This is a genomic window from Bradyrhizobium sp. SZCCHNRI1009 (assembly GCF_032487575.1).
Classification (GTDB): domain Bacteria; phylum Pseudomonadota; class Alphaproteobacteria; order Rhizobiales; family Xanthobacteraceae; genus Bradyrhizobium.
On sequence record NZ_JAUEUL010000040.1, the window covers coordinates 1 to 25,830 of the forward strand.

Genomic DNA, 25,830 nt, shown 5'->3' on the forward strand with positions numbered 1-25,830 from the left:
TACCTGCCGCCTGCATTTTTTTCGCAGGCGGGCCATGGGTGAGGCCTTCACCCGGCATTCCCTGCGCCCTCTGCATTTCGAGAGGGACGAACTGATCGCAGGCCTCGGGCATGATGTGCCGCGAGATTGCGATGGCATGTCCCTCGGACATGCTCGCTGTGCCCAACTCAGCTGTTTGAACCGTGAATCCGCCCCCACCCGCCGCCCTCGTGCCCGACAGGCCGCGACGCGCGAAAGCGCGGCACCGATCCGGGATCGATACGCCGCAGCAGAGGTGATGGGCAAAATGCCAATGACCAGCCTGTCCCAAACCGCTGCCTGGGGTTGCGGGTCCCTGCTCAAGGCCGGGACGACAAGGGAGTGTGGAGCTGCGTAGGGTAAGCAAAGCGGCCGCCCGAGGGCGGTCGCGCGCCGACCGGCCATCCACGAATACTGACGGCCATGGTGGGCACGGCGCGAAATCGATCCGCGCATGAGGCGGGCAGCGGGGGCGCGCCTTGACCCACCCTACCTACTACCTACGAACTACCAACTCAGCAACCATCAGCGCGCCGTCAGATACAGCGCCCTCTCCCCTTGTGGGAGAGGGCATGTACGGCCCATCACAGCATGCGGTTGGGTGAGGGGTATCTCTCCGCGAGTGAAACTCTTGGAGAGATACCCCTCACCCAACCGAGCCTGCCGCTCTTTCCTACATGCCCTCTCCCACAAGGGGAGAGGGCGCATTCACTTGCATTGCGCTCATCTTCGCATCTCAAAGCGCGCAGAAGGCTAATAGTTACGACCGCCTGAAGCCCCTACTGCAAGCTCAACGCCACGAACCGCAGCTCGCCGTCGGCGTTCGACACCAGCAGCAGAACCGACTTCTTGCCGTCCTTCTTGAGCTGGTCGACGCGCTTCTTGATGTCGGCGCCCGAGGTCACCGCCTCCTGGGCGACCTCGACGATGACGTCGCCGGCCGACAGTCGCTTCTCGGCGGCGTCGGAGGATTGGTCGACGCCGGTGACGACGACGCCCTTGACGCTGTCCTTGATCTTGTAGCGGGTACGCAGGTCCTTCGACAGCGCGGCAAGATCGAGCCCGAGCGCCTTCTGGGTCACCGGCTTCTCGGCCGGCTCGTCCTTCTTGATCGCCGCCTGCTGCACCTTCTCGTTGTCCTCGAGCCGGCCGAGCTTGACCTTGAGCGTCTGCTCCTGGCCCTTGCGGATGACGATGACGTCGACCTCCTTGCCGACGGCGGTGTCGGCGACGATGCGCGACAGGTCCTTCGGCTCCTTGATGTCGTGGCCGTCGAACTTGACGACGACGTCGCCCGGCTCGATCCCGGCGGGCTTCGCCGGGCCCTTGTCGTCGACGCCGGCGACCAGCGCGCCGCGCGCCGGCTTGATGTTGAGGCTCTCGGCGATCTCATCGGTGACGCCCTGGATACGCACGCCGAGCCAGCCGCGGCGCAGCTCACCGAACTGGCGCAACTGGTCGACGACGCCGGCCACGGTCTTCGAGGGCACCGCGAAGCCGATGCCGATCGAGCCGCCCGACGGCGAGATGATCAGCGTGTTGACGCCGATGACCTCGCCATCGAGGTTGAACAGCGGGCCGCCGGAATTGCCGCGGTTGATGGCGGCGTCGGTCTGGATGTAGCTGTCATAGGGGCCCGACGAGATGTCGCGGTTCTTGGCCGAGACGATGCCGGCGGTCACGGTGCCGCCGAGGCTGAACGGGTTGCCGATCGCGACCACCCAGTCGCCCAGCCGCAGCTTGTCGGAATCGCCGAACTTGACCACCGTCAGCGGCCGCGGCGGCTTGAACTTGAGCACCGCAAGGTCGGTCTTCTTGTCGACGCCGACCAGCTCAGCCTTGATCTTGGTGCCGTCGTTCATGATCACGTTGATCTCGTCGGCATCGGCGATGACGTGATTGTTGGTGACCACGACCCCGGACTCGTCGACGATGAAGCCGGAGCCCAGCGAGTTGGTGCGGCGCGGCGAGTTGTCGGCCCCACCCCGGCCGCCCGGACCGCCGCGGCGGTTCTTGAAGAAATCGTCGAAGAACTCCTCGAACGGCGATCCCGGCGGCACCTGCGGATTGGCGTTGCGGTTCTCGGACGAGCCGCCCTTGGGCTCGACGGTCTGCGAGGTCGAGATGTTGACGACGGCGTCGATCACCTTTTCGGCGACATCGGCGATCCCCTCCGGCCCCCGCGCCGAGGCCGGGACCGGCGCGAGCGCCCAGCCCGCGGCAAGAACCGCCGCGGTCAGGATCGGGCGCAGTCGACGGCTGAAAGCAGGGGTCGCGGTCATCGGGCGGATCTCCAGAAAAGTCGGCAAATTCAACCGTTACAGTGCGCCGGAACCGGCGGAGGACGCAAGCACGCCGGATCGGACCGCAGATTCATCATTGAGGGCGACCTAATACGGCAAAATGGCGCAGCCATCGCCTCACAATGGCGTTGGCCGGGCGGTTGACGGTCATTGCCGCGGCCGGACCTCGTTCCTGTGCGGCGGCGCGCAGGCAGACGGCGATGCACACCTCAGATCGGCCGCCGGATCACCCAGATCAGGACCAGACCGGCCACCGCCGAGCCGATGCCGACCGCGCGCAGCACGTTGTCGGGCGTGGTCATGGCGGTCTTCATGGCCCGCCGCATCCACTCCGGACTGGCCGCGAACAACAGGCCTTCGAGCACGAACAGGATACCTAATCCGATGAGGAAATCGGAAAACGCAATGGACCTCATCGGACCCGGACCTCCCGTTCGATCTTCTTGATATGTAACGGGGCGAAGCAACGGCTTCGCCCCGTCCATGTCAACTCTTATTCACCCGGATCAACCGCCCTGGTCATCGGGGCCGATGCATCAGGGCTTGGGCGCCGGCACCGCGGCCGCCGCGGTCGAGCTACTGGCGGTGGACGGCGTCTCCCCCGCCGGCTTCCCCGAGGGGTTCGCGAAGTAGCGGAAGAACTCCGAATCGGGCCGCAGCAGGAAGCGGGTGTCGCCGGACTTGAGGCCGTTCTCATACGCCGTCATCGAGCGGTAGAAGGCGAAGAAGTCGCGGTCCTTGCTGTAGGCCTCGGCGAACAGCCGGTTGCGTTCGGCATCGCCGGCGCCGCGGGTCTGCTCCGCCTGCGAGTTGGCCTCGGCGACGATCACGGTCGCCTCGCGATCGGCCTTGGACCTGATCTCCTGGGCCTTCTGGCCGCCGAGCGCCCGGAACTCCTCGGCCTCACGCTGCCGCTCGGTCTTCATCCGGTTGTACACCGCCTGGCTGTTGGCCTCCGGCAGGTCGGCGCGGCGGATGCGGACGTCCACCACCTGGATGCCATAGGCGTCGGCCTCCTTGTCGAGCTGATCGCGGATCTTGCGCATCAGCGCCTCGCGCTCGTCGCGCACGACTTGCGTGAAGGTGACCTCGCCGAGCACGCGGCGCAGCGCGGCGTTCAGCAGCGTGCCGAGCTGGACGTTGGCGGTCTGGATCGAGCCGACGCTCTGGTAGAACTGCAGCGCGTTCTTGATCTTGTAGCGCGCGAAGGCGTCGACCACGAGCCGCTTCTGGTCGAACGCGATCACCTCCTGCGAGGGGTTCTCGAGGTCGAGGATGCGCTTGTCGATCGAGATCACGTTGTCGATGAACGGTGCCTTGAAGTTCAGGCCGGGCTCGGTGACGACGTCGACCGGCTTGCCGAACCGCACCACCAGCGCCTGCTCGGTCTGGTTCACGGTGAACAGCGAGCTGTAGCCGATGACGACGAGCACGAGCACGGCGACGAGCGCGACGATGCCTGCAACGGGGGACCTCATCGGACGCCTCCCTGCTGAGCGGCCGGCGCCGGACGGCGCGGCAAGAGATCGCCGAGCGGCAGCAGCGGCACAGGGCCGCCGGTGGCGCCAGAGTCGAGCACGAGCTTCTCCGAGCCACCGAGCACGCGCTCCATGGTCTCGAGATAGATCCGTTCGCGGGTCACGTCGGGCGCCTTCTTGTACTCGTCATAGACCTTGAGGAAGCGCGCGCTCTGGCCCTTGGCCTCGGCGATCGCCTGCTCCTTGTAGCCTTCGGCGACCTGCAGGATCTGCGCGGCACGACCGCGCGCATCCGGCACCACCTTGTTGGCGTAGGTCTGGGCTTCGTTCTGGAGACGCTCGAGGTCGGCACGCGCCGCCTGGACGTCGCGGAACGCCTCGATCACCTGGGCCGGCGGATCGACCTTCTGCATCTGCACCTGGGTGATCTGGATGCCGGAGCCGTAATTGTCGAGCGTCTTCTGCATCAGCTCCTGCACGTTCTGCTCGATCACGGTGCGGGCGCCGGTGAGGATCGGCTGGATGTTGGAGCGGCCGATCACCTCGCGCATCGCGCTCTCGGCCACCGCCTTCACGGTGCCCTCGGGGTTCTGGATGTTGAACAGGAAGTCGGCCGCGCCCTTCGGCTTGATGCGCCAGAGCACGGTGACGTCGACGTCGACGATGTTCTCGTCGCCGGTCAGCATCAGGCTTTCCTCGGGGACATCGCGACCGCTGCGGCCGCGCCGGCCGGGATCATCGTTGGCGGTGATGCCGATCGAGATCGAGTTGACGCGCAGCGCCTTGGGCAGCAGCACGGTCTCGATCGGATAAGGCAGGTGATAGCGCAGGCCCGGCTGCTCATCGCGGACATATTTGCCGAAGCGCAGCACGACGCCGAGCTCCTCGGACTGCACGCGGTAGATGCCGGAGGCGAGCCAGATGATGATGGCGCCGAGCACGATCAGGAGCACGCCCGCGGTGCCGAAGCCGCCGCCCGGCACGAACTGCTGCAGCCGGTCCTGGCCGCGCCGCAGAAGATCTTCCAGGTCGGGCGGCCTTGGACCGACCGGTTGCGGTCCCGAGCCCCAGGGCCCCTTCGGACCCTGACCCCACGGGCCTCCGCCCTGATTCTTCCACGCCATCGATCGATCTCCTCCGAGAGGCTGAGTGTACACCAACGCCGGCCCCGACGGTCGCCGGGTTATAAGGGACGGCCCCGCCCCTTACAACGTAGCGCTCCAGCTAAGCCCGAACCGGGTTTTGTCAATGTAAACAGGGCCGGAAGCGCCGGTTTGCCGCGGCCTCAGCTCCGCCACGCGGCCAAACTGCGCGACTTCATCATTAACGGATGGTCTTGGACGGGCCGTCGCACAGATCCCGCCGGCGAAACGCTCACCGCCGCCGGCGATAGGTGACGTAGGAGAATTCGGCCTGATCGTCAGGCCCCGAGGCATGGCGCTGCCGCGCCACCTCCTCCCATCGGGCCGGGTCGATCGCCGGAAACACGGTATCGCCAGGCGGGCTCGCATGCACCTCGGTGATCTCCAGCCGGTCGGCGATCGGCATCGTTGCAGCAAAGAGCTCGGTGCCTCCGATGACCGCGATCTCCGCGGCTGAACGCCGCAGCGCATCACCACGCGCGATGACGAGCGCTTCATCGACGGTATGGGTCACGATCGCGCCATCAGCGCGAAACTCGGCATTGCGGGTGACGACGATGTTGGTGCGGCCCGGCAGCGGCCGGCGCGGAAACGAGATGAAGGTCTTGCGGCCCATCACGATCGGGCGCCCCATGGTCATCGCCTTGAAGCGCTGCATGTCGCTCTTCTGCCGCCACGGGATCGCACCGGCGGCGCCGATGATGCCGTTGTCGGCGACTGCGACGATCAGCACGATCTCGATCACGGCGCCCTCTCCGCCAGCTGAGCCAGAGCCTCGCCGGTCACCTTGCACAGCGTCCACTCGTCCATGAGCTCGGCGCCGAGCGATTTGTAGAAAGTGATGGAAGGAGCATTCCAGTCGAGCACCGACCATTGCAGCCGCGCCCAGCCCTTTTCGATGCAGGTGCGCGCGAGATGGCCGAGCAAGGCCTGGCCGATGCCGTTGCGGCGAAACGCCGGCCGCACGAACAGGTCTTCGAGATAGATCCCTGGCTTGCCGGCAAACGTCGAGAAGTTGACGAACCAGACCGCGAAGCCCGCCACCGCGCCGTTCCATTCGGCGAGATCGCAGAACAGCGTCGGATGCTCGCAGAACAGCGCGGCGGCGATGTCGGCCTCGCTCGCGCCGACCTCGTGCGAGAGCTTCTCGTAGTCGGCGAGCTCCCGGATCAGCGCGAATACGCTTCCGATGTCGTCAGGCCCGGCGCTACGGATCGAAACCGGCATGCGTCAGACCGCGACCTCGGCCTTGATATGCGGATGCGGATCGTAGCCGGCGAGCGCGAAGTCCTCGTAGTGGAAGCCGAAGATGTCCTTGACGTCCGGATTGAGCGTCATGGTCGGCAGCGGACGGGGCGCACGGGTGAGCTGCAGGCGGGCCTGCTCGATGTGATTGGAATAGAGATGCACGTCGCCGAAGGAGTGCACGAATTCACCGGGCTTCAAATCCGTCACCTGCGCCACCATCATCGTCAGCAGCGCATAGGATGCGATGTTGAAGGGCACGCCGAGAAAGACGTCGGCCGAGCGCTGGTAGAGCTGGCACGACAATTTGCCGTTCACGACATAGAACTGGAACAGGCAGTGGCACGGCGGCAGCGCCATCTTTTCGACGTCGGCCGGGTTCCAGGCCGTCACGATCAGCCGGCGCGAATCCGGATTGCGCCTGATCATGTCGATCACGCCTCCGATCTGGTCGATATGGCCGCCGTCCGGCGTCGGCCACGAGCGCCACTGATAGCCGTAGACGGGGCCGAGATCGCCATTGCCATCGGCCCACTCGTCCCAGATCGTCACGCCGTGATCGTGCAGATATTTGATGTTGGTGTCGCCCTTGAGGAACCACAAGAGCTCATGCACGATCGCCTTCAGCGGCAGCCGCTTGGTGGTCACCAGCGGAAAGCCGGCCGCAAGGTTGAAGCGCATCTGGTGGCCGAACACCGACAGCGTGCCGGTGCCGGTGCGGTCGTGCTTCTCGGCGCCGTCGGACAGGATGCGTTCGAGCAGGTCGTGATACTGGTGCATGGTGCGCGCTGGCGGCCTTTCGCGGAAGGCGGCGAATGTAACGGCAGGGATCGCCCGGCCCTAGCCTCGACTCGGCCCGGTCGCTAATTATACCCCGAAAAATGTCGGCCGCAGCCGCAATTGACAAGGGCGGGACCGCACGTTCCGCCCTCCTCCCGATCCATGGCCGTTCCGTACCAGCTCGCCGGCTTGAGGACCGCGGACCATTTGACGATCTCGCCCTTGACCAGGGTCCCGAGCGCCTCCGGCGTCCGGTCCGCCGACGCTGGTCAGCCTTCGCTTTCCACGAAGACCTCATCGCGCTTGCGGCGCAGCGTCGGCAGCACCGCCAGCACGAGCAGCCCCGCCGCGATCGCGAGCAGCACGGCCGACAGCGGCCGCGTTAGGAACACCGACCAGTCGCCGCGCGAGATCAGCAGCGCCCGGCGCAGGTTCTCCTCCATCAGCGGGCCCAGCACCATGCCGAGCAGCAGCGGCGCCGGCTCGAAATCATGCTTGATCAGCCAGTAGCCGACGAGGCCGAACGCGCCCGCCAGGACCACGTCGACCGGCGCGTTGTTCACCGAATAGATGCCGATCGCGCAGAAGATCACGATTGACGGGAACATCAGCCGGTATGGCACGCGCAAGAGCCGCACCCAGATGCCGACCAGCGGCAGGTTGATGATGATCAGCATGAGATTGCCGATCCACATCGAGGCGATCATGCCCCAGACCAGATCAGGCTGCTTCTGCATCACCTGGGGGCCCGGCACGATGCCGTGGATGGTCATCGCGCCGACCATCAGCGCCATCACCGCATTCGGCGGAATGCCGAGCGTCAGCAGCGGAATGAAGGAGGTCTGCGCCGCCGCGTTGTTGGCGCTCTCCGGCGCCGCGACGCCCTCGATCGCACCGCGACCGAACCGCGACGGATCTCGCGCGAGTTTCTTCTCCAGCGTATAGGCCGCGAACGAGGCGATCACCGCACCTCCGCCCGGCAAGATGCCGAGGATCGAACCGAGCAGCGTGCCGCGCAGGATCGCCGGCGTGGAGTCTTTCAGATCCTTCCTGGTCGGCATCAGGCCGGTGATCTTCTTCTGCACGAGGTCGCGGTCCATCTCCGCGCCGGCATCGAGATTGCGGATGATCTCGGCGAAGCCGAACACGCCCATCGCAACGGTGGCGAAGCCGAGGCCGTCGGCGAGCTCGGGAATGTTGAAGGCCATGCGCGACACACCGGTCTCGATGTCCGAGCCGACCATCGACAGCAGCAGGCCGAGCACGATCATCGCGATCGCCTTCAGCACCGAGCCCTTCGCCAGCACGACCGCGAAGATCAGGCCCAGCACCATCAGCGAGAAATACTCGGCCGGGCCGAACGCCAGCGCGAGCTTGGTCAACGGCGCGCCGAGGATCGCAATCAGCACGGTGGCAACGCAGCCGGCGAAGAACGAGCCGATCGCGGCGATCGCCAGCGCCGGACCGGCACGGCCCTGCTTCGCCATCTGGAAGCCGTCGAGCGCGGTCACCACCGACGTCGCCTCGCCGGGAATGTTGACCAGGATCGACGTGGTCGAGCCGCCATACTGCGCGCCGTAATAGATACCGGCCAGCATGATCAGCGCGCCGACCGGCGGCAGGCCGAAGGTGATCGGCAGCAACATCGCCACCGTGGCGATGGTCCCGATGCCCGGGAGAACCCCGACCAGCGTGCCGACCAGCGCGCCGATCAGGCACATCAGCAGATTGATTGGCGACAACGCGACGACGAAACCGTGGGCGAGATTTGCAAACAGATCCATCACGCCCTCACTGCAAAAGGAAACGCGGCAACAGCGGCATCGGCAACCCCAGCACGTAGGGGAACAGCAGCGCGCAGCCGCCGGTCAGGCAGATGCCGACGATCAGGGCCTCGCGCCAGCGCGTCTCCGGGCTGCCGATCGCCGCGATCAGGAAGCTTGCAAGCCCCGTGATCAAGAGTCCGAGCGGGCGAATGGAGACGGCGAAGGTCAGGATCGCGAGCGAGACGAACAGCGGTCCGCGCCAGTGATAGGTCGCAAGCTGCGCGCCTTCACTCACGACGCCGATCACGGCCACGGCGGCTCCGAGCCCTAGCAGCAGCAGACCGAACATCCGCGGCGCAGTTCCGGCACCGAACGAGAAGCCGCGCATGCCCTGCAGATCGCTGGAGGCCCACAACGCGAACAGCGCGATCGCCATCAGCACGACGCCGCCGAAATAGTCCTGCGCCGCGCGCGGACGGACCATGAATGTGAACACTGCGACCGCGATCAGCGGATAGGTGTAGATGAGAGCCAGCAGAACATCGGAAGACAGCGAGGTCTTGCCGCTTGCGGCATATTGCTGCGCCAGGCTCGGGATCGCCATCGACAAGGCTGACGCATGGGCCGCAATGACCTGTAGCGGACCGCGTCCGGATAGTGGACCGACAAGACCGGCCAAGGCAATCAGCAGCTCGATGATCTGTGGCGCGAAGGCAAGGACCAGAATGATCGATGCGGCGGTCACGCTGCGGGCGGCCGGCATGCCCGCCGTTTCGCCCGACAATTGGCCCGTGGTCTCGGCCATGCCTCGCCCTCCCCGATCGGCCTTGATGGCCGGCACTGTTTTCGTTCGGCGGCCCGGAGCAAACCGGTCGCGCTTCTGTTTTGCTAGCGGCTTTCCCTAGAGAAGGCCAGCGAAACCAAGGCAGCCGCCTGCGGCGAGCAGCCAGAGCGGATTGAGTCGCGTCATAGATGCAACGAGTGCGGCAAGGACCGTCAGCGCGAACGCCCGCCACGTCTGGTCGGAAGCCTGACCGAGAATCCATGCGCTCGCCGCCATCAAGCCGATCGACAACGGCACCAGCGCCGCCTGCAGCATGGCGGGCCAGCGCGCATCCCGCGCATTCGAGAGCCAACGGCTGACGAAATAGGAGAGCACGGCAGTGGGACCGCACATCGCGATCGTCGCGACCGCCGCACCTGCCACGCCTGCGACCGAATAGCCGATCAGGGTGACGATCAGAACGTTGGGCCCGGGCGACAATTGCGACAGTGCGAACAGGTCGGCGAACTGTTTGTCTGTCATCCAGTGCCGGGCCTCGACTGCAACACGTTGCAGTTCGGGAATCGCCGCCACGGCGCCGCCAACCGCAAACAGCGAGATCAACGCAAAGGTCCAGAACAGCTGGAACAACGGATTGTCGTCCCCGCTCATCGTGCCCACCGCGTCTTGGCATAGGTGACGGCAAGGCTGAGCGGCACGGCCACCAGCAGAACCTCCTGAAGCGGCAGGCGCGCCAGCCCGATCGCCACGAACACGCCAGCGACGACGACAACGCCCGCCACGTCGCTCTTCTTGAGGAGCGGCGAGATCATGCGAAACACCACCGACGCCAGCAGGCCAACGGCCACGCAGGACACGCCTGCAAGCGCCCGTCGCCACGTGTCGGCTTGTCCAAAATGACCGTAGATGGCGCCGAGAGAGGTGATCAGCAGCATCGGGGGTCCGAGCAGGCCGGCAAACGCAGCGATTCCGCCCGCGACACCGCGCAATCGCGCGCCGAACACCACGGAGAAATTCACGATGTTCGGTCCGGGCAGGAAATGACAGAGCGCGAAGGTCGCGTTGAACTCCTCCGCCGTCATCCAGCGATGCTCGTCGACGATCGCACGCCGCGCGAACACCAGCACGCCGCCGAAGCCCGACAGCGACATTTTCGCGAATGCGAAGAAGAGCGTGCGGAGGCTGGGCGGGTGTCTGGCGATGTCGGCCGCGGGAGAGGCAACCTGCGCAACTTCGGGAGGCATGCCGCACTGTAGGAGGACGAAAACCAGGCTGCCAAGGTCGAACCAGAGGTTCCCGGCAGCCGCCCACATTTTTGTCGCGCGCCGCGGCGTTTCGGCCCTGTGCATCCGCTGGCCGGCGGCCTATATAGGGGGTGCCGGCCTGCCGGCTATGGAAATAAATCGCCGTCGAAATAAACCATTCGGACCCGGGGGCGGTACCCGGCGCCTCCACCAAAACCCACCGACAGATGGGTTTTGGCGGGGGCGAAATAGGATCGACGAGGGCGTAAAGGGCGAGCTTTTTCCCGGTATTGTTCCGCCGTTATCGGGCTACTGCAATAGTTGCCAACGACAACTTTGCTCCGGTTGCTCAGGCTGCGTAACGCAGTTTGAAAGACCACCTTAAAGTCCTAACGGGTTAAGCTCCGTTAGGCGGGGTTCGGAGGCACCTGGCAACAGAAGCCTCCACTTTCACCTGCCTCCACGTTAACCGGTTTCCTTCCAGGGGCTGTGCCGTCCCCAGTTTTTTGGCGCGGCACCCGTTCATTCCGCCGTTGACCGGACTTCCGCCAGCTTCTACCCGTTCCCATATCTGGCGATCGACCGGCATGGCTGCTGACCTCGGCGCCGATGCCGGGTACGATGTGACTGACGCGAGTCGGGAATGCTGCTGCCTGCCGGGCGCGGCGGCTCGACACGTCGGGCGCAGCCCTCACGACACAGGACCGATCATGGCGACGGATCATATTCGATACGATGTGCTGGCGCGCGACGCGTTGCGCGGGGTGCTGCGCCGGGTGCTGACCGACGCTGCCGCCCACGGGCTCCCGGGCGAGCACCATTTCTTCATCACGTTCATCTCCAAGGCCGAGGGCGTCAAGCTGTCGCCGCGGCTGCTCGCGCAATATCCGGAGGAGATGACGATCATCCTGCAACACCAGTTCTGGGATCTGGTGGTCTCGGAGGACCGGTTCGAGGTCGGCCTGTCGTTCGGCGGCATCCCTGAGCGCCTCGTGGTGCCGTTCCACGCGATCAAGAGCTTCTTCGATCCGTCCGTGCAATTCGGACTGCAGTTCGAGCCGTCGGAGGCGATTGCCGAGACGCCGGCCGCGCCGAAGCTGCCGGCCGCACCGACGCCATCGGCCATCGCCGGGCCGCTGCCTGCGACGCCGGCCGAGACCAGCGACGACAAGCCGCTCCCGCCGACCTCGCCGGGGGAAGGCGCCGAGGTCGTGCGCCTGGACCGTTTCCGCAAGAAATAGGCCCATTCGCCGCGCGCGGAACGGCGGTTGGACCACTAGATTGAAGCATGCTTGAACCGGTCGACGCCGGTTCACCATCAATCATGGGCATGCTTCATGGCACATTCAGCTGATTCATCATCGCACGGATCGACGCGCACGGAGACCGACAGCTTCGGCCCGATCGAGGTCGCCGCCGACCGCTATTGGGGCGCGCAGACCGAGCGCAGCCGGCAGAATTTCCGCATCGGCCACGACCGCATGCCGATCGGCATCGTGCGCGCGCTCGCGCTGGTGAAGTTGGCCGCGGCCCAGGCCAACCGCGAGCTCGGCCTGCTCGAGCCACGCATGGCGGACGCCATCGTCCAGGCGGCGCAGGAGGTCATCGACGGCAAGCTCGACGACCATTTCCCGCTGGTCGTTTGGCAGACCGGCTCGGGCACCCAGAGCAACATGAACCTCAACGAGGTGATCGCCAATCGCGCCAGCGAGCTGCTGGGCGGCGAGCGCGGCACCAAGAAGCCCGTTCATCCGAACGACCACGTCAACATGAGCCAGTCGTCCAACGACTCGTTCCCCACCGCGATGCACATCGCCGCGGCGCGCGCGATCGCGGGCCATCTGGTGCCGGCGCTGTCGGAGCTGCTGGCGGCGCTGCGTGCCAAGCAGGACGCGTTCGCGGACATCGTCAAGATCGGCCGCACCCACACCCAGGACGCCACGCCGCTCACGCTCGGCCAGGAGTTCTCCGGCTACGCCACGCAGGTCGAGAACGCGATCGCACGAATCGAGATCGCGGCGCGGGATCTCCTGCCGCTGGCGCAGGGCGGCACCGCCGTGGGCACTGGCCTGAACGCGGATCCGAAGTTCGCGAAGCTGTTCGCCAAGCATGTTGCCGACGCCACCGGCCTGCCCTTCACCAGTGCCGCCAACAAATTCGAGGCGCTTGCGTCCAACGACGCCTATGTTTACGCCCATGGCGCGCTCAATGCGGCGGCCACCGGCCTGTTCAAGATCGCCAACGACATCCGCTTCCTCGGATCAGGCCCCCGCTCCGGATTGGGAGAACTGATCCTGCCGGAGAACGAGCCGGGCTCCTCGATCATGCCGGGCAAGGTGAACCCGACGCAATGCGAAGCGCTCACGATGGTGTGCTGCCAGGTGTTCGGCAATCACACGGCGATCACCATGGCCGGCAGCCAGGGTCATTTCGAACTGAACGTCTACAAACCATTGCTCTCACATTGCATGATGCAGTCCATACAATTACTAGGTGATTCAGCACGTTCATTCAGCGAACATTGCGTGACCGGAATCCAGGCCGACACTGCTCGCATTCGCGAGCTGATGGAGCGCTCGCTGATGCTGGTGACGGCGCTTGCACCGAAGATCGGCTACGACAACGCCGCCAAAGTCGCGAAATCAGCGCATCAGCGCGGCACAACGCTGAAACAGGAAGCTTTGCGGCTCGGTCTCGTCTCCGAAGAGGAATTCGACCGCCTCGTTCAACCCGAGAGGATGACGAGGCCGGGGCGAGCGTAGCGGTAGTCCCGTAGTACTACGGGGGGTGATGCAATTCTCGCTGTTAACCCCTAAAGGATACTCTCGACTACAAGTTCTGCTGCGTTTGGTGAGTAAACAAATCCAGCTCGCAACGACGCGAATGGCCATCGAACTATCAGGGAGCGATGACGTGATTGTCTGGAGAACGCCTGAGCTCATCCGCGCAATGCGCATGCTCTCGTCGTGATGTTCGATGCCTTAGATGATTGGAGCAAGCATGGGTGACATCATCAACTTGAAGCGTTTCAGAAAGCGCGTGGAGCGCGATCAGGCAGCAAAGGTCGCCGAAGGCAACCGCGCTCGCTTCGGCAGGACGAAGTCCGAACGCGCAACTGACGCCCAACGCGACAAGCGCGCGAACGAATTACTCGATCAACATCGTATCAATGGCGAGGACGCGTGATGAAGTCGCCCGTCGTAAAACGTTCTATCGTGGTCGCAGGTCACAAGACCAGCGTCAGCCTCGAAGAGGCCTTCTGGAACGGCATGAAGGAGATTTCGGGTCTCCGTAACATGACCCTGTCCGAACTGGTCGGGGAGATCGACAACAATCGCCAGCAGGGCAACCTGTCGTCGGCGATCCGGCTGTTCGTGCTCGACCACTTCAAGAGCCGCGCCGCAGCGTCTTCAGGCCTCGAGCCGAAGGCGGCGGTGGACACCCGGCACACGGCAGCCGCTGCCGCTCCTTGAGGCAGATCAGACGGCGGCCCGCCCGGTCTGTTTAAAATCGCTCTAAGATGCCGCGGCATTTAACATGCCGCGCTTGACCTCTTGGCACGCGATTGAAAATACAGGCTATGAGCGAAATCTGCGATACACGGCCGCCTCAGCCGCTCGGTCTGGCCCGAAGGGGCTATACCGGAACGATCCAGCATCTGGCCGCTGGCGGCGCGGCGTCGTCGTTGCCGGACGTTGAGCTGGAGAGCCGGCTGATCGAACTGGGCTTCGTCGAGGGCGCCCGGGTCGAAATCCTGCATGAGGGGATCGTCGGGCGAGACCCGATCGCCGTCCGTGTCGACAACATCACCGTCGCGGTCCGCCGGCGCGAGGCCATGGCCGTCATCGTGGCATAGGCCGCGCGGAAAGCGTCGTCATGGAAAGCCCTCTGCTGCATCTGGCCCTGGTGGGTACGCCCAACAGCGGCAAGACCTCGCTGTTCAACGCGCTGACGGGAAGCCGCCAGAAGGTCGCGAATTATCCCGGCGTCACGGTCGAGCGCAAAGAGGGCGGCTTCGTCACCCCGCAGGGCCGCCAGGTCTCGCTGGTCGACCTGCCCGGCACCTATTCGCTGCGCGGCCGCAGCCCCGACGAGGAAATCACCCGGGATTTCGTGCTGGGACGCGCCACCGGCGAGGTCCTGCCCGACCTGGTGTTGTGCGTTGCCGACTCGACCAATCTCAGGTTGACGGTCCGGCTGCTGCTCGAGCTCAAGAGCACCGGCCGGCCGCTGGCGCTCGTGCTCAACATGTTCGACATCGCCAAGCGGCGTGGCGTGACGGTCGACGTTCCCGCACTGTCGCAGGCGCTGGGCGTGCCGGTGGTGACGTCGATCGCCGTGCGCAAGGGCGGCACCGACGACCTGCTGCGGCTGACCGACGAGCTCCTGGCCCAGGCGGCCGAGGCCACCGGAGAGCGCGCCAACACCTGGCGTCCGCTCACGGTCCCGGAGCTGCGCGCCACTCAGCGCGAGGCCGACCGTATCATCGCGGAGACGGTCAGCCTGCCCGAGCGGCCGGACACCTGGACCGCCCGGATCGATTCGGTCGCGCTGCATCCGGTCGGCGGGCTGCTCATCCTGCTGGCGATCCTGTTCGTGATGTTCCAGGCGGTGTTCGCCTGGGCGCAGCCGCTGATGCAGGTGCTGTCGGCGGCCTTCGATGCGCTCGGCCAGCTCGTTCACGACGAGCTTCCCGAGGGCCTGCTGCAGAGCTTCCTGCAGAACGGCGTGATCTCCGGCGTCGGCAGCGTCATCGTCTTCCTGCCGCAGATCATCATCATCTTCCTGTTCATCCTGCTTTTGGAAGATTTCGGCTACATGGCGCGCGCGGCGTTCCTGATGGACCGCATCATGGGTGGCGCCGGCTTGCATGGCCGCGCATTCATCCCGCTGCTCTCGAGCTTTGCCTGCGCCATTCCCGGCATCATGGCAACGCGCGTGATCGACAACCGCCGCGATCGGCTCACCACCATCCTGATCGCGCCGCTGATGACCTGCTCGGCGCGGATTCCGGTCTATACGCTGATCATCTCGGCCTTCATCCCGCCGACCAAGGTCTGGGGCCTGGTCAACCTGCAGGGACTGGTGATGTTCGGGCTCTACGCCGCCGGGATCATCAGCGCGCTGCTGGTGTCGTTCCTGGTGAAGTTCTTCCTGATGCGCGACTACCAGCCGGCACCGTTCATGCTGGAGCTGCCGGACTACAAGATGCCGCGGTTGCGCAGCATCGCGATCGGCGTCTACACCCGCGCCAAGATGTTCCTGCAGCGCGCCGGCACCACGATCTTCGCGATGATGGTGCTGATCTGGTTCCTGGCCTCGTTCCCGCAGCCGCCGGAGGGCGCCACCGAACCTGCGATCAATTACAGCCTCGCGGCGATGATCGGCCAGGCGATCGCTCCCCTGCTCACGCCGGTCGGCTTCAACTGGCAGATCGCGGTCGCGCTGGTGCCCGGCATGGCCGCCCGCGAGGTCGCGGTCGCCGCGCTCGGCACCGTCTATGCGATCGAGGGCGGCAAGGAGGCGGCCGAGCAGATCGGCCAGGTGCTGGCGAGCAAATGGAGCCTCGCCACGGCGCTGGCGCTGCTCGCCTGGTACATCTTCGCCCCGCAATGCGCCTCGACGCTCGCCGTCATCCGCCGCGAAACCGGCAGCTGGCGCTGGATGGCCGTGACCTTCTTCTACATGTTCGCGCTCGCCTATGCGGCGGCGTTCGCGACCTACCACATCGCGGTCGCGATGGGCGCGGGCTGAGCCCGCGCCGCGGCAACGTCATCGCACAGCGTCGACATGCAGCGCGAAGCCGCGCGCGTCGGCATGCCCGAGTTCGGGACGCAGCTGCATCGACGGGATCAGGTAATCGCCGTGGTTCTGCCGCCGGTACGGGATCGGCTGATCCGTGAACAGCGTCCGCATCCGCGCGCGGAGCCGCGCGGCGATGTCCGCGAAGCCCGCCTCATCGAGCCGGTTCACCCGGTGCGCCACGAAGGCCGGCAGTACGTCGAAGCCGGGATAGAACAGGATGCCGTGGTTGATGGGAAACAGGAGGTCGTCGATCGGCCCGTTGATGCCGCGCTCCGAATAGTGCTCCTGCCAGCCGCCGGTGGTCACCACGAGCATCGCGCGCTTGCCGGCGAACACGCCCTCGCCATAGCGGTTGCCCCAGCGCTTGTCGCTGTGCTCGCCGACGCCGTAGGTGAAGCCGTAGGAATAGACCCGGTCGACCCAGCCCTTGAGGATCGCCGGCATCGTGAACCACCACAGCGGAAACTGCAGGATCACCGCGTCGGCCCATAGGAGCTTCTCCTGCTCCGCCCTGACGTCGTCGGTGAGCGAGTGCGTCTCGAACGCCTCGCCGGAGGCCGTGGCGACGTTGAGGCGCACATCGGGCGGCAGTTGCGGAAAGTCGGCGCGGTCGGCGGCCGCCTTCCAGCCCATCGCATAGAGATCCGAGACCCTGACCTGATGACCTTGCGACCGAAGCTCGGCGACAGCGGCGTCGCGCAGGGCGCCGTTCAGCGAGCGGGGTTCGGGGTGGGCGAAGACGAGCAGCACATTCATGGCTTGATCCCTTGGCTGGAACAATCCAGGAGATAGACCCGGCCTCGTTCATCCACTATATGGCTGCTATCGATAACATTATGCTGAATTATGGATAAGTTGGACGTCAGCATCGTCAACATGCGCAGCTTCGTTCGCGTCGCCGAACGGGGCAACCTGTCGGCCGTCGCGCGTGAGCTTGGGCTGGGTCAGTCCACCATCTCGCGTCATCTCCAGGAGCTTGAAGACGCGATCGGCGTTCCCCTGCTGAGCCGCACCACCCGGCGCGTCACCCTGACCACCGAGGGCAGCCTCTATTATGCCAACTGCGTCCAGATCCTGCGCCTGATCGAGCAGGCCGGCGACGAGGCGCGCGGCACGCGTGGAGCCGCCAGCGGCACGATCCGCATCTCCTGCACGGCCGCGTTCGGCATCCTGCACATCACCCGGCTGGTGTTCGCGTTCCAGGACCGCTATCCGGACATCGCGATCGATCTCAATCTGACCGACGAGCGCATCGATCTGGTGCGCGAGGGCGTCGACATCGCGCTCCGTCTCGCGCCGCTCACTGACAGCTCGATGAAGCTGCGCGCACTCGGCCATTCGCACCGGCTGCTGGTGGCGGCGCCGGGCTATCTGGCAGGACGCGGCACGCCGCGCGTACCGCAGGATCTGCTCGGCCATGACGGCATCCGCATGCCCAATGTCGCCGGCAGCGACGTGCTGGCGCTGGTGTCCGCCGACGGCCAGCGCCACGAGGTGCCTTTCAGCGGCCGCTTCCGAACCAATCACGGCCTCGCGGTGCGCGAAGCCGTGCTGGCCGGGCGCGGCATCGCCGCAGCCCATGCCTGGCTGGTCGACGATCTCATCACCGAGGGCAGGCTGACGGTGCTCCTGCCCGACTACAGGCTGCCGTCGGTTCCGCTCAGCATGCTGATCGTCCCGGAGCGCGCCGGCATCGCGCGCGTCCGGCTGGTGATCGAAGACCTGGCGGCGGCAATCGTCAGTCTGCCTGGGATCCGGCCGGAGCCCTGAGCTACAGCCGCGGCATCGTGTCCGGCCGCACCTCGCGCGCCTGCGCCGCCAGCCGGATCGCGGCGTTGGCGGCGCCGAAGCCCTGGTAGTTGCGGCGCTGCACGATCTCGAAGAAGAAGCGCTCCTCGAAAATGTGGGTGTAGACCTGGAAGAACTCCGCGTCGCCGTCGCGGTCGTACAGGATCTCGTTGGCGCGGAGCGCCGCGATGGTCTCGGGCGCTAGATCGTATTTCGCTTCGAGATCGTCGTAGTAGTTGTCGGGAATGTCGAGGAAGCCGGCGCCGCGGGCGCGCATTTCGGCCACGGCTGCAAAGATGTCGTCGCAGGCGAAGGCGATGTGCTGGACGCCTGAGCCGAAGAACTCGGAGATGAAACGCGACGACAGCGTGCGCGTCGCCGTCGAGCCGTTGAGGATGAAGCGCAGGCTGCGATCGCCGTTGACGATCGCCTGGCTCTGCACGAGGCCTCTGGGATCGGCGATCTCCATCTGCGGCAGGCGCGAGAAGTCGATGATCCCGGCATAGAACAACAGCCAGGACAGCATCTCCTCATGCGGCATCGACTGTGCGATGTGATCGACGGCCAAGAGCCGATCAGTCGTCTTGTCGCTGGCGACCGGTTCGAAGTCGACATCCCAGTGACGGCCGTGGGTATCGAGGAAATACAGCAGGCTGCCGCCGACACCATGGATCGCCGGGATCTCCAGCTCGCCCGGCCCGACCGGCTGGGTGAAGGTGCGCGTCTTCAAGGACTGCGCCCGCGCCATGGCACGGTCCGCACTGTCGACATCCAACGCCAACGCGCAAACGCCGGGACCGTGCGTGATATAGTGCGAATGCGCGAAGCTCGCCGGCTCGCAATTGATCACCAGCTCGATCGCGCCCTGCGACCAGCGCTGCACCGCCTTGCTGCGATGCCGCCCGGTTTTGCGGAAGCCGAGCTGCCCGAACAATGCGGCGAGCGACTCCGCCTTGTCCTCGCTGACCGCGAATTCCACAAAGCCGATGCCGTGGCTCTTCACGCGAGGCGCGAAGCGGGGCTCTGCCGACGCCGCGGGGATTTTTCCGGCGAGGTCATCCTGCAACAGCAGCAGCGAACGCATGCCGTCGAGCGCTGTGCGTGGCGCCGAGCCGGCACGGAACTGATCGTTGAAGATCTCCAGCGACAGCGGCCCGGAATAGCCGGTCGCGGCGACCGCCTCCATGAACTCGCCGACCGGGAGGTCGCCCTGCCCGGGAAAGCTGCGGAAGTGCCGGCTCCAGGACAGCACGTCCAGTTCGAGCTTGGGTGCGTCGGCCAACTGGACCAGGAAGATCTTGTCGGCGGGGATGGCGCGGATCGCATTGGTCGGCAGCGCCGGCGCCAGCGCATGAAAACTGTCGAGGATGACGCCGATCGCCTTGTGATCGGCGCGGCGCACGATCTCCCAGGCATCGCGATAGTCGTGCACATGGCGGCCCCAGGCCAGCGCCTCGTAACCGACGCGCAAGCCGCGCCTCGCGACGCGCTCGCCGAGCTCGTGGAAATCCGCGGCGGCGCGGTCGATGCCGCCGAGCGCGGCCGGCGACACGCTGCTGCAGATCAGCAGCAGGTCGGTGCCGAGCTCCTGCATCAGGTCGAATTTGCGCTCGGCACGGACGAAGTTGCGCGCGCGCTGCGGCTCCGGCATGCCCTCGAAATCGCGGAACGGCTGATAGGCGCAGATCGAAAGGCCGAGGTCGCGGCACATCTGCCCGATCTCGCGCGGCCGCATCCCGAACGCGACCAGATCGTTCTCGAAGATCTCGACCGTGTCGAAGCCGGCGGCAGCGATCGCCTTGAGCTTCTCGTCGAGCGCGCCAGAGATGGAGACCGTGGCGATCGAGCGCTGGTTCATGCCGCCGTCTCCTCCATCGCGCCGCCCAGGAACAGCTGGCCGATGCGCGGATCGGCCAGCACGCGATCGGCCTTGTCGATGATGCGGGTGCGACCGAGCTCGAGCACGATGCCGTAGTCCGAGATCTCCAGCGCCGAGCGTGCATTCTGCTCGATCAGGAGCACCGAGACGCCGCGGTCGCGCAATTGCTTCAGCATGTCGAAGGTCTGCTGCACCATCAACGGCGACAGCCCGATCGACGGCTCGTCGATCAGCACGAGCTGCGGCTCGAGCAGCAGCCCGCGCGCGATCTCGAGCTGCTTCTGCTCGCCGCCGGACAGCGTCGAGGCCTGCCGATCCGCCTTCTTGCGCAGCACCGGAAACACGTCGAGGGCCGCCTCGACGCGCGCAGCAAGATCGATCTCACGCGGCGCGGCAACGCCGCCGAGCTCGATATTGTGGCGCACCGACAGCTCGCCGAAGATGTTGCGGCCCTGCGGGATGTAGCAGACGCCCGCGCCGAGCAGCGCGCGCTGGCTGAAGCCGGTGACGTCGCGGCCCTTGAAGATGACCTTGCCTTCGCGCAGCTTCAACAGACCGAAGATCGCCTTGAACACCGTCGACTTGCCGGCACCGTTCGGACCGATCACGGTGGTGATCGATCCCGCCGGCACCGAGAACGTCGTGCCGTTGAGGATCGTCATCTTGCCGTAGCCGCCGACGAGGTTCTGGACGTCGAGAATGGGATCGCTCATCGTCGGCTCCGTCAGTGTCCGAGATAGGCTTCGATCACGGCCGGATTGGCCCTGATCTCGTCGGGCTTGCCGATCGCCAGCACCTTGCCCTCCGCCATCACGATCACGCGCGAGCACAGCGACATCACGAACTCCATGTTGTGCTCGATCACGACGAAAGTGGCGCGGCGCTCGCGGTTGATCGCGATCAGCCGGTCCTTGAGATCGCCGAGCATGGTCGGATTGACGCCGCCGGCGGGCTCGTCGAGCAGCACCAGCCGTGGACCGCCCATGAACGCCATCGCGGCATCGAGCAGCTTCTGCTGCCCGTAGGACAGGCCGCCGGCCGGCTCGTTGGCGAGATGCTCCAGCTTGAAGAAGCCGATCATCTGATCGGCGGTCTCGGTGAGCCCTGCATCCGACGGACCAAACAGGCGCGACAGCATGCTGCCGCGATGCTCCTGGCCGGCGAGGATCAGATTGTCGCGCACCGACAGCTTCGGGAAGACCTGCAAGAGCTGAAACGTGCGGCTGACGCCGAGGCGGTTCAGTTCGGACGGACGCTGGCCGGTGACGAGCTTGCCGTCCACCCTCACCTCGCCCCCGCTCGGCACGAGCTGGCCGAGAATGCAGTTGAACAGCGTCGACTTGCCACAGCCGTTGGGGCCGATCAGGCCGAGGATCTCGCCCTCCTGCACGTCGAAGCTGACGCCGTTGACGGCGGTGATGCCGCCAAAACTCTTCTTGACGTCGCGAACGTCGAGGACTGCGGTCATCGCGCGGCCTCCAGCTTGGATTGAGCCGCCGCCCGCAATGCGGATGCGGCCTGGGTGCGCCGTGAGCTGAGATAGCGGTCGAGGATGCCGAGAATGCCGCTCGGCGAATAGATCAGCAGCACGATCACGGCGGCCGCGTAGAGCATCAGATAATAGCCCTCGGCGAAGCGCAGCCACTCCGGCAGCAGCACCGCGATCATGGCGCCGAGGAACGGCCCGAGCATGAAGCCGGCACCGCCGACGATCACCATCATCAGGAGATCGAGCGAGAGCTGCAGGTTGAACGGCACGGGATCGACATATTGCGTCAGCGGCGCATAGAGCACTCCGGCGATGCCGCCGAGCACCGAGCCGATCGCGAACGCCATCAGCGTGTAGCGTCTGGTGTCGATGCCGAGCGATTGCGCCCTGATCGGATTTTCGCGCAGCGCCATGAAGGCGCGGCCCCAGGGCGAGCGGATCAGCCACCACATCGCCAGCGTCACGAGGCCGAGGGAGCCAAGACAGAGATAGTAGAACGGCAGCGGCTTGCGGGTCGGGAAGCCGAAGATCTCGGGGCGCGGAATGTTGCTGATGCCGTAGATGCCGTTGGTGAGCCAACTCTCGTTGCGGAACACCAGGAACGCCAGGGTCGAAAACGCGAGCGTGACGAAGGCGAGATAGTGATGCTGCACGCGCAGCGCCGGATAGCCCAACAGCCAGCCGACGATGAAGCAGACGATGATGACGAGCCCGAGCGTCGATATCAGCGGCCAGCCATGGGTGGTGAGGATCGCGGCACCGTAGGCGCCGATGCCGACGAAAGCGCCCTGCGCCAGCGACACCTGCCCGGCATAGCCGAGCGTGAGATTGAGCCCCATCGCGGCGATGGTCATCACCGCCCATTGGCTGAGGATATAGAGGCCGTAGCGGTTGAAGTTCATCGGGATGATGATCAGGCCAGCAATGACGACGATCGCCAGCGCGGCGAGGAGCAGTCTGCCGTTCCGGGTCATACCGTGCGCTCCTCGGCTCGTCCGAGCAGGCCCTGCGGCCGGAACAGGATGACAAGGATCAGCAGCACCATCGGAACAGCCGCGCGATACTGGGTGGAGACGTAGGCCGCGGCGAGGTTGTCGACGACACCGATCAGGAGACCGCCGGCGATCGCGCCGCGCACCTGGTTGAAGCCGCCGACGATCGCGGCGATGAACGCCGCCTGCCCGAGCACTTCGCCGCTCGAGAATTTGGCAAGGTAGATCGGCGTGATCAGCAGCGAGGCCAGCGCGACCAGCACGGCATTGATCAGGAAGGTCAGCAGGATCATGCGCTCGACGGGAACGCCGATGATGCGCGCCACCGTCGGATTCTGCGCCGCCGCCTGCATCTGGTGGCCGAGCGAGGTGCGATTGAGCAGCGTGGTCAGGCCGACGACGGCCAGGATTCCAACGGCGAGCACGCCGAGACTCTGCAGCGAGATGACACGGCCAAGCACGCTGATATCGCCCGCGGGAACGATCGACGGAAACGGCGAGGCCTCGGCGCTGAAGAACTGCTTCACGGCCTCCTTGATCCCGATCGCCAGCGCCATGGTGGCGATCGCCAGCGGCAGCACGCCGTGCCGCAGCATCGGATCGACCAGCAGCATCTTGAAGGCGAGACCGAGCAGCAGCGCCGACAGCAGCACGCCGGCGAGCACCGCGAGCCAGAACGGCGCGCCGAGATGCATGACCGCGAGCATCAGGAAGGCGGGCAGCATCACGAACTCGCCCTGGGCGAAGTTGATGGTCTGCGAGGTCTGCCACAGCAAGGTGAAGCCGACGGCGACCAGCGCGTAGATGGCGCCGGTGGCGAGTCCCGCCACGATCAGGTCGAGCAGATTGGACATGGTTTCCCCGTGAGCCCTTGGGCGACGGCGGCGCCGGACATCACCACACCGGCGCCGCCGATCGACCGTTGTCCTCAGTTGAGCTTCGGCAACACCTGCTTCACGACCTGCTTGCCTTCCACGACCTCGACCAGGAAGCCCTGGCGATCGATGTCGCCGTTCTGGTCGAAGGTCACATCCATCAGGATGTTCGGTTCGGCCGAGGTCTTGATGGTCAGGCCGTGCAGCGTGTCGGCGAACGCCTTGGAGTCGACCTTGCCCATCTTCTCGGTCGTGGCCTTGACCATGTAGATCGCGAGATAGCCCTTGATGCCGTTGTGATCGGGCACGTAGTTGTACTTCTTCACGAAGCGGTCGCGGAACGCCTTGATGGCCTCGATCGGTGCGTCGGTGGTGAGACCCACGTGGCCGCGAGCGCCGTTGGCGGCATCACCGGCGAGCTCGATCACCTTCTGGCCGACCAGCGTGGTCTCGCCGATCAGCGGCACAGTCACACCCTGGCGCTTGATCTCCTTCAGGATGCGCGCGCTCTCTTCCTCGTTGACGTAGATGAAAACGGCGTCCGGCGCCGCCGCCTTGATCTTGCTGACGTCGGCAGCGAAGTCCGCCTGGCCGGCTTCGGTCGACAGGTCGGCCGCGACCTTGATGCCGAGACGGTTGAACTCCTTGGTGATGACGTCGCGGCCGCCACGGCCGAAATCATTGTTGACCCAGACCACCGCGACCGACTTCGCCTTCAGCTCGTCGTTGATGTACTTGGCGACCTTCGGCATCGAGGACTGCTGGCCGAACGACGTGCGGAAGAGGAACTTGTTGCCGGCCTGCGTGAGCTCGGCCGCTTCGCCGCCCATGATCTGGGTGATGCCGGCCTCGGCCGCCAGCGGCGCCGTCACCTTCACCGAGCCGGAATAGCCCGGCCCGAGCAGCACGTAGGGCTCGCCATCGAGCGCCTTCTGCACCTGCGCACGCGCAACGCCGGGGTTCGACTGCGAGTCGGCGTGGCTCACCTCGATCTTGCGACCGAGGATGCCGCCCTTGGCGTTGATTTCCTCGACGGCGAGGTCGATGCCGTTCTTCCAGTTGTTGCCGACGGTCGCGCCGCCGCCGGAGAGCTCGGCGACATCGGCGATCTTGATGGGGGCGCCGGATTGCGCGTAGGCGGCACCGGACAGCAGCGTGGCTGAGCACAGGCCAGCCAGGATGATCGATCTCACGTTGTTTCCTCCTCTGACTTAAACGCTTGTTTGCGTTTCTTGCTTGAACGACTTGTTCCGGCGCGTATTGGCCGTCGGCTCAGGCGGCGTCAACCGCCGGATATCTCTCCGCCATGTGGTTGTCGAACGCAGCCCCCATCGCCTCGGTCGAGGGCGCCAGGCCGGTGAACAATTCGAACGCGTCCGCGGCCTGGTAGATCGCGAGCTCGCGGCCGAGCAGGACCCGGGCTCCCCTGGCTTTGGCGGCTTTCAGCAGCGGCGTCCAGAGCGGCGAATAGACCGCGTCGGCGACCCAGAGGTCGGCGCGCAACAAATGATCAGGCACCGGCGTACCGCGGTTCGGCAACATCCCGATCGGCGTGCCGTTGACGACGCCAACTGCGCCGTGCAGTGCCGCTTCGACGCTGTCCGCGACCGTCACCGTGTTGCCGACCGGCAGCAGGCTCGCCAGCTTCTCGGCGCGCGTGCGCTCAGTGTCGTAGATGCGCAGGCCGGCGACTCCGAGGTTTGCAAGTGCGAAGGCGATCGCCTTGCCAACCCCGCCGGCCCCGACCAACGCGACGACGCCGCGATCGGTCTGGCTGATGAGCGGCGCGACGGCTCGCTCGAACCCGGTGGTGTCGGTGTTGTGGCCGATCAGCCGGCCGTCGCGAACGACGACGGTATTCACCGCGCCCATCGCCGCCGCCCTCGGCGCGAGCTCGTCGAGCAGCTCGACCACGGCTTCCTTGTAAGGATAGGTCACGTTGACCCCGGCAAAGCCGAGCCGGCGCACGCCTTCCAGCAGCGCGGACAGACCGGCCCGGTCGGCGCCGGCCACCTCGATGAGCTGGTAGTGGCAGCGCACGCCGAGCGCCGCCGCGGCATGTTCGTGCATGGCAGGAGAGGCCGAATGCGCGATCGGCGCACCGATCAGGCCGGTCAGGAATTTGCGGGCTTTGAGCGCGGAAAGATCGGGCACGTTGGCTTCAGTCTCTGCTGCCGCTCGCGCGATCGCCGCACGAGCGATGAATGGCGTCGCGGACGATAGCGCGTCCGCCAGCTAACAC

26 protein-coding genes and 1 other RNA gene are annotated in these 25,830 nt (G+C 65.8%); 8 read left to right on the forward strand and 19 right to left on the reverse strand.

Annotated features, from left to right (window positions below):
* Positions 1 to 797 precede the first annotated feature (797 nt).
* From QX010_RS32315 to QX010_RS32365, 11 genes are all read right to left on the reverse strand, one after another.
* Complete coding sequence (locus tag QX010_RS32315; protein ID WP_316183601.1) at positions 798 to 2,300, reverse strand: Do family serine endopeptidase; 1,503 nt, start codon at positions 2,298 to 2,300, stop codon at positions 798 to 800.
* A 230-nt stretch (positions 2,301 to 2,530) separates the two neighbouring features.
* Positions 2,531 to 2,737, reverse strand: a complete 207-nt coding sequence (locus tag QX010_RS32320; RefSeq protein ID WP_315713359.1) for a DUF2065 domain-containing protein — start codon at positions 2,735 to 2,737, stop codon at positions 2,531 to 2,533.
* Between the two features lie 120 nt (positions 2,738 to 2,857).
* Complete coding sequence (gene hflC / locus QX010_RS32325) at positions 2,858 to 3,799, reverse strand: protease modulator HflC (RefSeq protein WP_316183602.1); 942 nt, start codon at positions 3,797 to 3,799, stop codon at positions 2,858 to 2,860.
* Positions 3,796 to 4,923 carry an FtsH protease activity modulator HflK gene (hflK, locus tag QX010_RS32330; RefSeq protein ID WP_315805554.1) on the reverse strand — a complete coding sequence of 376 codons (1,128 nt, stop codon included), beginning with the start codon at positions 4,921 to 4,923 and terminating at the stop codon, positions 3,796 to 3,798. The genes hflC and hflK overlap by 4 nt, the downstream gene beginning before the upstream one ends.
* 250 nt (positions 4,924 to 5,173) lie before the next feature.
* Positions 5,174 to 5,686, reverse strand: coding sequence for a dihydrofolate reductase (locus QX010_RS32335; RefSeq protein WP_315805553.1), 513 nt, complete (start codon positions 5,684 to 5,686; stop codon positions 5,174 to 5,176).
* A complete protein-coding gene (locus tag QX010_RS32340) occupies positions 5,683 to 6,168 on the reverse strand; it encodes a GNAT family N-acetyltransferase (RefSeq protein ID WP_315805552.1) in 486 nt (161 codons plus the stop codon). The genes QX010_RS32335 and QX010_RS32340 overlap by 4 nt, the downstream gene beginning before the upstream one ends.
* 3 nt (positions 6,169 to 6,171) lie before the next feature.
* The gene (locus tag QX010_RS32345) at positions 6,172 to 6,966 is read right to left on the reverse strand and encodes a thymidylate synthase (RefSeq protein WP_316183603.1); all 795 of its coding nucleotides are present in this window, start codon (positions 6,964 to 6,966) and stop codon (positions 6,172 to 6,174) included.
* A gap of 269 nt (positions 6,967 to 7,235) precedes the next feature.
* A complete protein-coding gene (locus tag QX010_RS32350; protein ID WP_315805550.1) occupies positions 7,236 to 8,750 on the reverse strand; it encodes a tripartite tricarboxylate transporter permease in 1,515 nt (504 codons plus the stop codon).
* A 7-nt stretch (positions 8,751 to 8,757) separates the two neighbouring features.
* Positions 8,758 to 9,537 carry a tripartite tricarboxylate transporter TctB family protein gene (locus QX010_RS32355; protein WP_315805549.1) on the reverse strand — a complete coding sequence of 260 codons (780 nt, stop codon included), beginning with the start codon at positions 9,535 to 9,537 and terminating at the stop codon, positions 8,758 to 8,760.
* A gap of 96 nt (positions 9,538 to 9,633) precedes the next feature.
* The gene (locus QX010_RS32360; RefSeq protein ID WP_315805596.1) at positions 9,634 to 10,167 is read right to left on the reverse strand and encodes a chromate transporter; all 534 of its coding nucleotides are present in this window, start codon (positions 10,165 to 10,167) and stop codon (positions 9,634 to 9,636) included.
* Positions 10,164 to 10,760 (reverse strand): chromate transporter, encoded by a 597-nt coding sequence (locus QX010_RS32365; RefSeq protein ID WP_315805595.1) that lies wholly within the window; start codon positions 10,758 to 10,760, stop codon positions 10,164 to 10,166. The genes QX010_RS32360 and QX010_RS32365 overlap by 4 nt, the downstream gene beginning before the upstream one ends.
* Positions 10,761 to 10,854: 94 nt before the next feature.
* Between QX010_RS32365 and ssrA the strand changes: the two genes are divergently transcribed.
* The 7 genes from ssrA to feoB all read left to right on the forward strand — a co-directional run bounded on the left by ssrA (position 10,855) and on the right by feoB (position 16,514).
* Positions 10,855 to 11,209: a transfer-messenger RNA gene (gene ssrA, locus QX010_RS32370) on the forward strand.
* Between the two features lie 261 nt (positions 11,210 to 11,470).
* Complete coding sequence (locus tag QX010_RS32375; protein WP_315805548.1) at positions 11,471 to 12,001, forward strand: SspB family protein; 531 nt, start codon at positions 11,471 to 11,473, stop codon at positions 11,999 to 12,001.
* Between the two features lie 96 nt (positions 12,002 to 12,097).
* Complete coding sequence (fumC, locus tag QX010_RS32380) at positions 12,098 to 13,522, forward strand: class II fumarate hydratase (protein ID WP_315805547.1); 1,425 nt, start codon at positions 12,098 to 12,100, stop codon at positions 13,520 to 13,522.
* Between the two features lie 238 nt (positions 13,523 to 13,760).
* The gene (locus QX010_RS32385; RefSeq protein WP_315805546.1) at positions 13,761 to 13,946 is read left to right on the forward strand and encodes a DUF4169 family protein; all 186 of its coding nucleotides are present in this window, start codon (positions 13,761 to 13,763) and stop codon (positions 13,944 to 13,946) included.
* Positions 13,946 to 14,233: a ribbon-helix-helix domain-containing protein gene (locus QX010_RS32390; RefSeq protein WP_315713371.1), complete on the forward strand. Its 288-nt coding sequence runs from the start codon at positions 13,946 to 13,948 to the stop codon at positions 14,231 to 14,233. Before QX010_RS32385 ends, QX010_RS32390 begins: the two co-directional genes overlap by 1 nt.
* Before the next feature lie 107 nt (positions 14,234 to 14,340).
* Positions 14,341 to 14,616 carry a ferrous iron transport protein A gene (locus QX010_RS32395; protein ID WP_315805544.1) on the forward strand — a complete coding sequence of 92 codons (276 nt, stop codon included), beginning with the start codon at positions 14,341 to 14,343 and terminating at the stop codon, positions 14,614 to 14,616.
* A 20-nt stretch (positions 14,617 to 14,636) separates the two neighbouring features.
* Complete coding sequence (gene feoB, locus QX010_RS32400) at positions 14,637 to 16,514, forward strand: ferrous iron transport protein B (protein WP_316183604.1); 1,878 nt, start codon at positions 14,637 to 14,639, stop codon at positions 16,512 to 16,514.
* 18 nt (positions 16,515 to 16,532) lie between these two features.
* Here the strand turns inward: feoB and QX010_RS32405 are convergent, their stop codons facing one another.
* The gene (locus QX010_RS32405; RefSeq protein WP_316183606.1) at positions 16,533 to 17,321 is read right to left on the reverse strand and encodes an NAD(P)H-dependent oxidoreductase; all 789 of its coding nucleotides are present in this window, start codon (positions 17,319 to 17,321) and stop codon (positions 16,533 to 16,535) included.
* A gap of 90 nt (positions 17,322 to 17,411) precedes the next feature.
* Here QX010_RS32405 and QX010_RS32410 point away from each other — a divergent pair, with 90 nt between their 5' ends.
* Positions 17,412 to 18,335: a LysR family transcriptional regulator gene (locus QX010_RS32410; RefSeq protein WP_316183608.1), complete on the forward strand. Its 924-nt coding sequence runs from the start codon at positions 17,412 to 17,414 to the stop codon at positions 18,333 to 18,335.
* A gap of 1 nt (position 18,336) precedes the next feature.
* Here QX010_RS32410 and QX010_RS32415 read toward each other — a convergent pair whose 3' ends face one another.
* From QX010_RS32415 to QX010_RS32445, 7 genes are all read right to left on the reverse strand, one after another.
* The gene (locus QX010_RS32415; RefSeq protein ID WP_316183609.1) at positions 18,337 to 20,211 is read right to left on the reverse strand and encodes a bifunctional sugar phosphate isomerase/epimerase/4-hydroxyphenylpyruvate dioxygenase family protein; all 1,875 of its coding nucleotides are present in this window, start codon (positions 20,209 to 20,211) and stop codon (positions 18,337 to 18,339) included.
* Positions 20,208 to 20,945 (reverse strand): ABC transporter ATP-binding protein, encoded by a 738-nt coding sequence (locus QX010_RS32420; protein WP_316183611.1) that lies wholly within the window; start codon positions 20,943 to 20,945, stop codon positions 20,208 to 20,210. The genes QX010_RS32415 and QX010_RS32420 overlap by 4 nt, the downstream gene beginning before the upstream one ends.
* An 11-nt stretch (positions 20,946 to 20,956) precedes the next feature.
* Positions 20,957 to 21,700: an ABC transporter ATP-binding protein gene (locus tag QX010_RS32425; protein WP_316183612.1), complete on the reverse strand. Its 744-nt coding sequence runs from the start codon at positions 21,698 to 21,700 to the stop codon at positions 20,957 to 20,959.
* Positions 21,697 to 22,695 carry a branched-chain amino acid ABC transporter permease gene (locus QX010_RS32430; protein WP_316183613.1) on the reverse strand — a complete coding sequence of 333 codons (999 nt, stop codon included), beginning with the start codon at positions 22,693 to 22,695 and terminating at the stop codon, positions 21,697 to 21,699. The genes QX010_RS32425 and QX010_RS32430 overlap by 4 nt, the downstream gene beginning before the upstream one ends.
* A complete protein-coding gene (locus QX010_RS32435; protein ID WP_316183614.1) occupies positions 22,692 to 23,567 on the reverse strand; it encodes a branched-chain amino acid ABC transporter permease in 876 nt (291 codons plus the stop codon). The genes QX010_RS32430 and QX010_RS32435 overlap by 4 nt, the downstream gene beginning before the upstream one ends.
* Before the next feature lie 74 nt (positions 23,568 to 23,641).
* Positions 23,642 to 24,781 carry an ABC transporter substrate-binding protein gene (locus QX010_RS32440; protein WP_315805535.1) on the reverse strand — a complete coding sequence of 380 codons (1,140 nt, stop codon included), beginning with the start codon at positions 24,779 to 24,781 and terminating at the stop codon, positions 23,642 to 23,644.
* 79 nt (positions 24,782 to 24,860) lie between these two features.
* Positions 24,861 to 25,742 (reverse strand): shikimate dehydrogenase, encoded by an 882-nt coding sequence (locus tag QX010_RS32445; protein WP_316183615.1) that lies wholly within the window; start codon positions 25,740 to 25,742, stop codon positions 24,861 to 24,863.
* Between the last annotated feature and the right edge of the window lie 88 nt (positions 25,743 to 25,830).

Coding starts and splice junctions, on each gene's coding strand:
- QX010_RS32315 (WP_316183601.1), bottom strand. CDS start 2,300: ATGACCGCGACCCCTGCTTTCAGCCGTCGACTGCGCCCGATCCTGACC.
- QX010_RS32320 (WP_315713359.1), bottom strand. CDS start 2,737: ATGAGGTCCATTGCGTTTTCCGATTTCCTCATCGGATTAGGTATCCTG.
- hflC (WP_316183602.1), bottom strand. CDS start 3,799: ATGAGGTCCCCCGTTGCAGGCATCGTCGCGCTCGTCGCCGTGCTCGTG.
- hflK (WP_315805554.1), bottom strand. CDS start 4,923: ATGGCGTGGAAGAATCAGGGCGGAGGCCCGTGGGGTCAGGGTCCGAAG.
- QX010_RS32340 (WP_315805552.1), bottom strand. CDS start 6,168: ATGCCGGTTTCGATCCGTAGCGCCGGGCCTGACGACATCGGAAGCGTA.
- QX010_RS32345 (WP_316183603.1), bottom strand. CDS start 6,966: ATGCACCAGTATCACGACCTGCTCGAACGCATCCTGTCCGACGGCGCC.
- QX010_RS32350 (WP_315805550.1), bottom strand. CDS start 8,750: ATGGATCTGTTTGCAAATCTCGCCCACGGTTTCGTCGTCGCGTTGTCG.
- QX010_RS32355 (WP_315805549.1), bottom strand. CDS start 9,537: ATGGCCGAGACCACGGGCCAATTGTCGGGCGAAACGGCGGGCATGCCG.
- QX010_RS32360 (WP_315805596.1), bottom strand. CDS start 10,167: ATGAGCGGGGACGACAATCCGTTGTTCCAGCTGTTCTGGACCTTTGCG.
- QX010_RS32365 (WP_315805595.1), bottom strand. CDS start 10,760: ATGCCTCCCGAAGTTGCGCAGGTTGCCTCTCCCGCGGCCGACATCGCC.
- QX010_RS32375 (WP_315805548.1), top strand. CDS start 11,471: ATGGCGACGGATCATATTCGATACGATGTGCTGGCGCGCGACGCGTTG.
- fumC (WP_315805547.1), top strand. CDS start 12,098: ATGGCACATTCAGCTGATTCATCATCGCACGGATCGACGCGCACGGAG.
- QX010_RS32385 (WP_315805546.1), top strand. CDS start 13,761: ATGGGTGACATCATCAACTTGAAGCGTTTCAGAAAGCGCGTGGAGCGC.
- QX010_RS32390 (WP_315713371.1), top strand. CDS start 13,946: ATGAAGTCGCCCGTCGTAAAACGTTCTATCGTGGTCGCAGGTCACAAG.
- QX010_RS32395 (WP_315805544.1), top strand. CDS start 14,341: ATGAGCGAAATCTGCGATACACGGCCGCCTCAGCCGCTCGGTCTGGCC.
- feoB (WP_316183604.1), top strand. CDS start 14,637: ATGGAAAGCCCTCTGCTGCATCTGGCCCTGGTGGGTACGCCCAACAGC.
- QX010_RS32405 (WP_316183606.1), bottom strand. CDS start 17,321: ATGAATGTGCTGCTCGTCTTCGCCCACCCCGAACCCCGCTCGCTGAAC.
- QX010_RS32410 (WP_316183608.1), top strand. CDS start 17,412: ATGGATAAGTTGGACGTCAGCATCGTCAACATGCGCAGCTTCGTTCGC.
- QX010_RS32415 (WP_316183609.1), bottom strand. CDS start 20,211: ATGAACCAGCGCTCGATCGCCACGGTCTCCATCTCTGGCGCGCTCGAC.
- QX010_RS32420 (WP_316183611.1), bottom strand. CDS start 20,945: ATGAGCGATCCCATTCTCGACGTCCAGAACCTCGTCGGCGGCTACGGC.
- QX010_RS32425 (WP_316183612.1), bottom strand. CDS start 21,700: ATGACCGCAGTCCTCGACGTTCGCGACGTCAAGAAGAGTTTTGGCGGC.
- QX010_RS32430 (WP_316183613.1), bottom strand. CDS start 22,695: ATGACCCGGAACGGCAGACTGCTCCTCGCCGCGCTGGCGATCGTCGTC.
- QX010_RS32435 (WP_316183614.1), bottom strand. CDS start 23,567: ATGTCCAATCTGCTCGACCTGATCGTGGCGGGACTCGCCACCGGCGCC.